Genomic DNA, 6,153 nt, shown 5'->3' on the forward strand with positions numbered 1-6,153 from the left:
CACAGGCATTGATACTCGGAATTTAAGCTCGCCTCACACCCATGCAGATAGAGTCCGCCTGGAGGAGGAGGATTCGCTCGAATGCGCACGGCCAAGAGGCGCGTCAATTACTTACCGTCAAAAACGAGGATTGGCGGATCGCGGCTGCCTGAGGCGCCGGAAGATTTCTATCAAACCGCGCTGGAGCTGAAAGCGGCTCTCGAGGAACTCTCCATACGCGAGAAAGAGCTTAAACAGCTTAACGGCTGGTTCGATATTGCCCTCAACAACATGGCTCGCGGGCTGTCGATGTTTGACTCAGAGCAGCGCTTGATCGTCTGCAATAAGTTCTACCAAGAACTCTACGATCTTCCCGACGCGCTCACCAAACGAGGAACTCCGCTGGCGGATCTTGCGCGTTACTACGTCGTAAGGGAAACAGGCAAAGACGGCCCAGAAGAAATTCTCCAACAGCGAGCTTGGGCCGAACAGCACGCCGGGGAAATCGGCCGTGGCGCAACGTTCAGCCACGTCCAGAACTTGAGGAATGGACGAATCATACTGGTTACGATCAAGCCACTGCCCGATGGCGGCTGGGTCGATGTTCAAGAAGATATCACCGAACGGCGTAAGGCAGAGCAACAAATCAGCTGGCTTGCCCACCACGACCCACTCACAGAAGTCGCGAACCGCACGCATTTTCGACAAGCCCTAGATAGCGCGCTTCTGAATCTGAGGCCGACGACTGGGTTCGCACTGCATTGGATAGATCTCGACAGATTTAAGGACGTCAACGATACGCTCGGCCATCCTGCAGGCGATGCACTTTTACAAAACGTGGCGCAGCGTCTGCGGGCATCGGTACGTGAGAGTGACGTGGTGGCGCGCCTAGGCGGCGATGAGTTCATCATTCTTCAGTTCAGCGTTGAAGAATGGAACACAGCGGAAGAGCTGGCGCAGCGGCTACTGCGCACGATAAACGAGCCGCACTCGATTCTTGGTCAGATCGCCGTCACCGGCGCAAGCATTGGCATCGCTCTGGCGCCTCAGCATGGTCGCGATGCCGACCAACTGATGAAGGCCGCCGATGTGGCACTTTATAGTGCCAAAAAAAACGGGCGAAATAACTTCGCCTTTTACGAGGATTGATGGGCCGCGCAGATCGCCTGCATCAACAGCGAACGAAGGTCACGATGAACTTGGAGGATGGTATTCCGCTCACCTTTCGCCTTTCGACTCTGTGCGAGTCTGTGCTTGGCGGCGATGCGTCGCCGACCGATAGCCTCGTCGTCAGCCGCAACACGGCCGGCAGCACGAATGTGCAGGTAATCAATCTCGGCGGCACGGGCGCCCAGACCGTCGAGGGCATTAGAATCGTTCAAGTCGATGGCACGTCTGCCGGAAGTTTCTCGCTTCTCGGCGATTACGTTTTTCACGGTGATCAAGCGGTCGTTGGCGGCGCCTATGCTTACCGCCTTTATCAAGGTGGTTCACCCGCTTAAGGTGCAAAGTGATCGTGCAAGATATCGTGACAGCAAAGATCTTCACATAGCGTCTTCTCGTTAACGAGCTCCTCGTAGTTCGTTGTCATGTGTGCATCCTGGTGACGTGCTCGGCCGCGCCCACCGGCATGCCGACGTGCGATGTCGTTGAGACATCAAGTCGTTGATTTGAGTTCGAACGATCAACGCGAAACGAGAAGTTTGCGCAAAACGCTATCGCATCCGCATCCGATAGTGTGAGCAAGGATGTGCACACCCCGGGTGCACGTACGATCCCCGGTGTATGGGACCCAAGCCCAGGGGCAGGGTGGGGCGGCCAAAATTGCCTACTCTGGTTCTTCATAATTGGGGCGGACGGTCGGTTTTCCGAACCGACAATCCAGCGGTGTTTCTTACAACTCGGCTAACTGCGCCTCTGACAGCGACAGCTTGCGGCAACATCACGATTGGCTGCTTTGCCGAGAAAGCGGACGTCTGCTCCGCGGCCCTTCCCGGGTGACAGAACGCAAGAGATGGAGCGTCTGCAATCCTATTGAACCACTCATCTGCCATTGATGTTAGCGTCTGGTAGAAAAGAGTTTCTGATAGAGACGTCGCTCAATGCGGCGGAGCCAAGATCGGATTTCAGCACTTCCCATGTTTGGAGATCTACGACCGCACCAACGCATGTTCTGATTGGCGCACATAATCCCGGTTAAGATCGACATCACGTTGGTCAGTGCTGAGACCAGTCTACGCCAGGTCGACGCCCATTGGGCAAACGACCACTCTCCGGACGTGAGAAATCGTTCTTAGGAAAACGCGTCCGCATCTGGCGAAGGGACTGTCGATCCCACTTTGCCAAAGCCGGAAACGTCGCGCGATATAGCTTGCAGACGTTGCTGCAACCGGGGCGCTACAAAATCGATGAACGCCCGTAACTTAAGCGGCTGCTGCTGGTGGGCGGCATGTACCAGATGGACCGGCATGGCTGGCGGGCCTCGATCGACCAATAACGGGACCAGCGTGCCTGCTTTGATGCTCTCAACAGCTTGGTAGGAGAGTAAACGCGCGATCCCCACTCCTGCGACTGCTCCTCCGACTACTCCATCAGCAGTATTGATCGAGAACCGTGGGTTGATCGTCACCTGCTGCTCGGCATTGCCATCGACGAAAGGCCACTCTCTGTATCGTTGCAGTCCCTCGAACGCAATGCAGTCATGATCGGCCAAAGCCGCAGGCGTTTTCGGCACACCACGTCTCTGAATATAGTCTGGGCTCGCACAGACCACCCATCGAATGTCGCCGACCCTCCGCGCGACGAGGGAGCTGTCAGGCAGGCGTCCGATCCTGACCGCGACATCGACGTGGGATTCCACGAGATCGATGACGTTGTCGGACAGAACCAACCTGACCGTTACATCGGGATAGGCAGCCAGGAAGTCGTGAACGATCGGCGCAACGTTGAGCGAGCCGAACGCGATCGGCGCCGTAACGAGTAACTCGCCGCGCGGCGCGCGGTACTCGCCCGAAGCGGCGCGCTCCGCCTCTGCCAGTTCGTCAAGTACTCGGCGTGCCGAGATGACGTAAGCCGTGCCGGCCTCCGTAAGCAGGAGTTTGCGGCTCGTGCGAACAACCAGTTGAGATCCCAGAAAAGCCTCGAGATCGGCGACGCGACGGCTGACCGTCGGCAGAGGGATGTTCAACGCCCGGGCAGCAGCGGAGAGACTTCCCCCGTCAATTGCCGCCACCAGCGTGCGCATAGCCTCAAACCTATCCATTGGTCCTCTCGCTTTACGGAAGTCTTCGTTTCCAAGTTAGCGGCTGCTGAACCAATCAGGAAGGCGCTACTTTTTGGGTGCAAGTCGCGAGAACGCTTAATTTGGATTTCAAAATGTCGCGGATTCCTATGCTTAATATCGAGAGTGTACCGGCGGCGTCGCGGGTTTTATTGGCGAAGGCGGTCGAACGTCTCGGCGCGATACCTAATCTTTATCGCATAGTGGCCACCAGCCCGGCGGCCCTGGGAGCCCTGATCGCTTTCTACGAGGCTCTTGAGAAAGGCGACCTTGACCCGCTCACGCGTGAGCGCATCGCGCTGGCAGTCGCCGAGGTTAACGGCAGTGACTATTGCGTGTCGGCGCAGACCTATCGCGTTCGTGAGCGGCACCTGCTCGACGACATCGAGATTACGGCCAACCGAAATGGCGCATCGAACGATATCCGTGCCAACGCTGCCGTGCGCTTTGCGGTCAAATTGGCGCGCGGCCGCGGAAAGGTGAGCGACGCCGACTTCGCAGCGGTTAAAGAGGCCGGTTATTCGGATGCCGAGATCGTGGAGATCATTGCGCATGTTGCCGTCAATGTTTTCGCAGGCACCGCCAATTCCGCTCTTCAAACTGACATCGACTTTCCCGTCATAGGCGCACGCAAGTTCGCCTGAACCCACTCGACGCAAAACACCACGACGTAGGCGCACACTGTGCGTCCGCGAACCCTAACTCACGTCTTCAAACCAAGGAGAATTCCTATGACTGTTCGTTTCAAAACCGCCGACGTTGATGGCCTCAAAGTCTTCTACCGGGAAGCTGGCGATGCAACTCGCCCGACTGTTCTGTTGCTCCACGGCTTCCCAAGTGCCAGCCACATGTTTCGGGATCTCATTCCCGAACTCACCAGCAACTATCACGTGGTCGCCCCGGATCTGCCCGGCTTCGGCATGACCGAGCAACCAGCGCGTGAACAGTTCGCCTATACTTTCGAGAATATCGCCAATGTCGTTGACCGCTTCACCGAGGTGCTCGGTCTCGATCATTTTGCAATTTATGTATTCGATTACGGCGCTCCTGTGGGGTTCCGTATCGCGGTGAAACATCCGGACCGCATCACCGCTATCGTGACCCAGAATGGCAACACCTATCTCCAAGGCGTGTCGGAGGCCTTCGCGCCGGTCCAGGCCTATTGGAAAGAACCGAACCAGACCAATCGTGACGCTTTGCGCGGGTTCCTCGCCCCCGAGACGACACTGTTCCAGTACACCCACGGCGTTGCGGACCCGAGTATGGTATCGCCTGACGGCCGCAATCTCGACGACCATTACCTAGCGCGTACCGGTAACGACGAAATCCAGCTCGACCTGCTGCTCGACTATCAAACCAACGTCGCGCTCTACGAAACCATCCAGGCCTATCTTCGCGAGCATCAGCCGCCACTGCTGGCGATCTGGGGAAAGAATGACCCGTTCTTCATCCCGCCGGGTGCCGAGGCGTTCAAACGTGACGTTCCCGCGGCCGACATTCGCTTCGTCGACAGTGGTCATTTCGCGCTCGAAACCCACGCGCCTGAGATCGGAGCTGCGATGCGTGAATTCCTGGCCAAGCACGTGAGCTAACCACCCATTGGTCCGGTCGTCGCACCGCGAGCCGCCCGGACCATCACACCACTGGCGGTGAACCGTTCATAAAAACAACTCGGAGACGGACCATGAAATCTTCGCAAGACATTATCCGGAACTTCTACGACTACCTTTCCAACGGCAATGCGTCCGGCGCGCTTGGCCTGATGGCGCCGGACATCGAGTGGATCACGATGTGGCATTACAAAGTCAACGGCCGTGGCCCCGACCGTGTTGCCGAAGGCTTGTTCAAACCGCTCATGGCCGAATGGTCGAGCTTCTCGCTGGTGCCGACCGAGTTCATCACCGAAGGCGACACTGTCGTATCCCTTGGCGAGTTTGTCGGCGTGCACGCAACGTCGGGCAAGCGGTCCGAGGCCCGATACGCCCATGTCTGGACCCTTCGCGACGGCAAGATCGCCCGTTTCCGCCAGTATATTGACACGCAGGCGATAGCCGAGGCGAGGCGCTGATGGCTCGCGTCGCAATCGTCACCGGCGCCAGCCGCGGCATTGGCCGGGCAACTGCGATCAGGTTGGCCCGAGACTTCAGCGCCATAGTGTTGGTAGCGCGGTCGCCAGAATCGCTTCGCAATACAGCGGATTTGGTCATGTCCACAGGTGCCGATGCGTTAGTCGTGGCTCGCGACTTGCGAGAACCACAAGCGGCGGCCGCGGTTGTTGCCGCAACGCTTGAACGGTTCAACCGAATAGACGCTGTCGCCTGCATCGCCGGCGCAGTCCCGCAGCAGGATCTGTTCGATTTGACCGACGAGCAATGGGAAGAGGGGCTCGCGCTCAAATTCCATTCCGCCCGACGGCTCACCATCGCCGCGTGGGAAGCGCTCAAGGTTTCGCGCGGTTCGGTCGCGATCACATCGGGGACCTCCGCGTTGACGCCCAAGGCATCGCTCGCGGCGGTCGGCACCATAAACGCGGCCATTCTGGCTCTTGCCAAAACGTTTGCCGATCGTGGCATTAAAGATGGAGTACAAGTGAACAGCATTCTGCCGGGATCGGTGATGACCGACCGCCGCCGCTCAATGCTAAAGGGTTACGCGACCGCGAACGGCCTTAGTCTCGAAGCAGCGACAGAGCGCTTTGCAGCTGAAGTGGGTATTGCCCGCTACGGCCGGCCCGAGGATATAGCCAACGCTATTGCCTTCCTCTTTTCACCCGAAAGCCAGTGGTTGATGGGCACGGCGTTGCGCGTCGACGGCGGCGAAACCAAGGTAATCTAAACTTGATGGTGAAGGGAACGTGGAACCTCGAGGCGAAGGCGGCTGAGGGTAGCGCAGAC

6 protein-coding genes and 1 pseudogene are annotated in these 6,153 nt (G+C 58.1%); 6 read left to right on the forward strand and 1 reads right to left on the reverse strand.

Annotated features, from left to right (window positions below; all coding sequences use genetic code 11):
* The first annotated feature begins 81 nt into the window (after positions 1-81).
* A complete protein-coding gene (locus EKK30_RS02155; protein WP_290979567.1) occupies positions 82-1,128 on the forward strand; it encodes a diguanylate cyclase in 1,047 nt (348 codons plus the stop codon).
* Between the two features lie 86 nt (positions 1,129-1,214).
* Positions 1,215-1,478, forward strand: a pseudogene (locus tag EKK30_RS02160) (autotransporter outer membrane beta-barrel domain-containing protein); the annotation flags it as partial.
* A gap of 794 nt (positions 1,479-2,272) precedes the next feature.
* Here the strand turns inward: EKK30_RS02160 and EKK30_RS02165 are convergent.
* Positions 2,273-3,241 carry a LysR family transcriptional regulator gene (locus EKK30_RS02165; RefSeq protein WP_290979571.1) on the reverse strand — a complete coding sequence of 323 codons (969 nt, stop codon included), beginning with the start codon at positions 3,239-3,241 and terminating at the stop codon, positions 2,273-2,275.
* A gap of 113 nt (positions 3,242-3,354) precedes the next feature.
* On the opposite strand from EKK30_RS02165, the gene EKK30_RS02170 reads away from it, so the two are divergent.
* From EKK30_RS02170 to EKK30_RS02185, 4 genes are all read left to right on the forward strand, one after another.
* A complete protein-coding gene (locus EKK30_RS02170; RefSeq protein ID WP_290979574.1) occupies positions 3,355-3,903 on the forward strand; it encodes a carboxymuconolactone decarboxylase family protein in 549 nt (182 codons plus the stop codon).
* An 87-nt stretch (positions 3,904-3,990) separates the two neighbouring features.
* A complete protein-coding gene (locus tag EKK30_RS02175; protein WP_290979577.1) occupies positions 3,991-4,851 on the forward strand; it encodes an alpha/beta hydrolase in 861 nt (286 codons plus the stop codon).
* A 92-nt stretch (positions 4,852-4,943) separates the two neighbouring features.
* Complete coding sequence (locus tag EKK30_RS02180; RefSeq protein WP_290979580.1) at positions 4,944-5,327, forward strand: nuclear transport factor 2 family protein; 384 nt, start codon at positions 4,944-4,946, stop codon at positions 5,325-5,327.
* On the forward strand, positions 5,324-6,094 hold the full coding sequence (locus tag EKK30_RS02185; protein WP_366927314.1) for an SDR family oxidoreductase: 771 nt from the start codon (positions 5,324-5,326) through the stop codon (positions 6,092-6,094). Before EKK30_RS02180 ends, EKK30_RS02185 begins: the two co-directional genes overlap by 4 nt.
* Positions 6,095-6,153: the final 59 nt, after the last annotated feature.

Origin of the sequence: Hyphomicrobium sp. (genome assembly GCF_003987855.1) — a bacterium.
In the GTDB taxonomy this organism is placed as follows: domain Bacteria; phylum Pseudomonadota; class Alphaproteobacteria; order Rhizobiales; family Hyphomicrobiaceae; genus Hyphomicrobium_B.

Bases quoted from the DNA above. Each gene is read 5' to 3' on its own strand.
- EKK30_RS02155 (WP_290979567.1), top strand. From the start codon at position 82: ATGCGCACGGCCAAGAGGCGCGTCAATTACTTACCGTCAAAAACGAGG.
- EKK30_RS02165 (WP_290979571.1), bottom strand. From the start codon at position 3,241: ATGGATAGGTTTGAGGCTATGCGCACGCTGGTGGCGGCAATTGACGGG.
- EKK30_RS02170 (WP_290979574.1), top strand. From the start codon at position 3,355: ATGTCGCGGATTCCTATGCTTAATATCGAGAGTGTACCGGCGGCGTCG.
- EKK30_RS02175 (WP_290979577.1), top strand. From the start codon at position 3,991: ATGACTGTTCGTTTCAAAACCGCCGACGTTGATGGCCTCAAAGTCTTC.
- EKK30_RS02180 (WP_290979580.1), top strand. From the start codon at position 4,944: ATGAAATCTTCGCAAGACATTATCCGGAACTTCTACGACTACCTTTCC.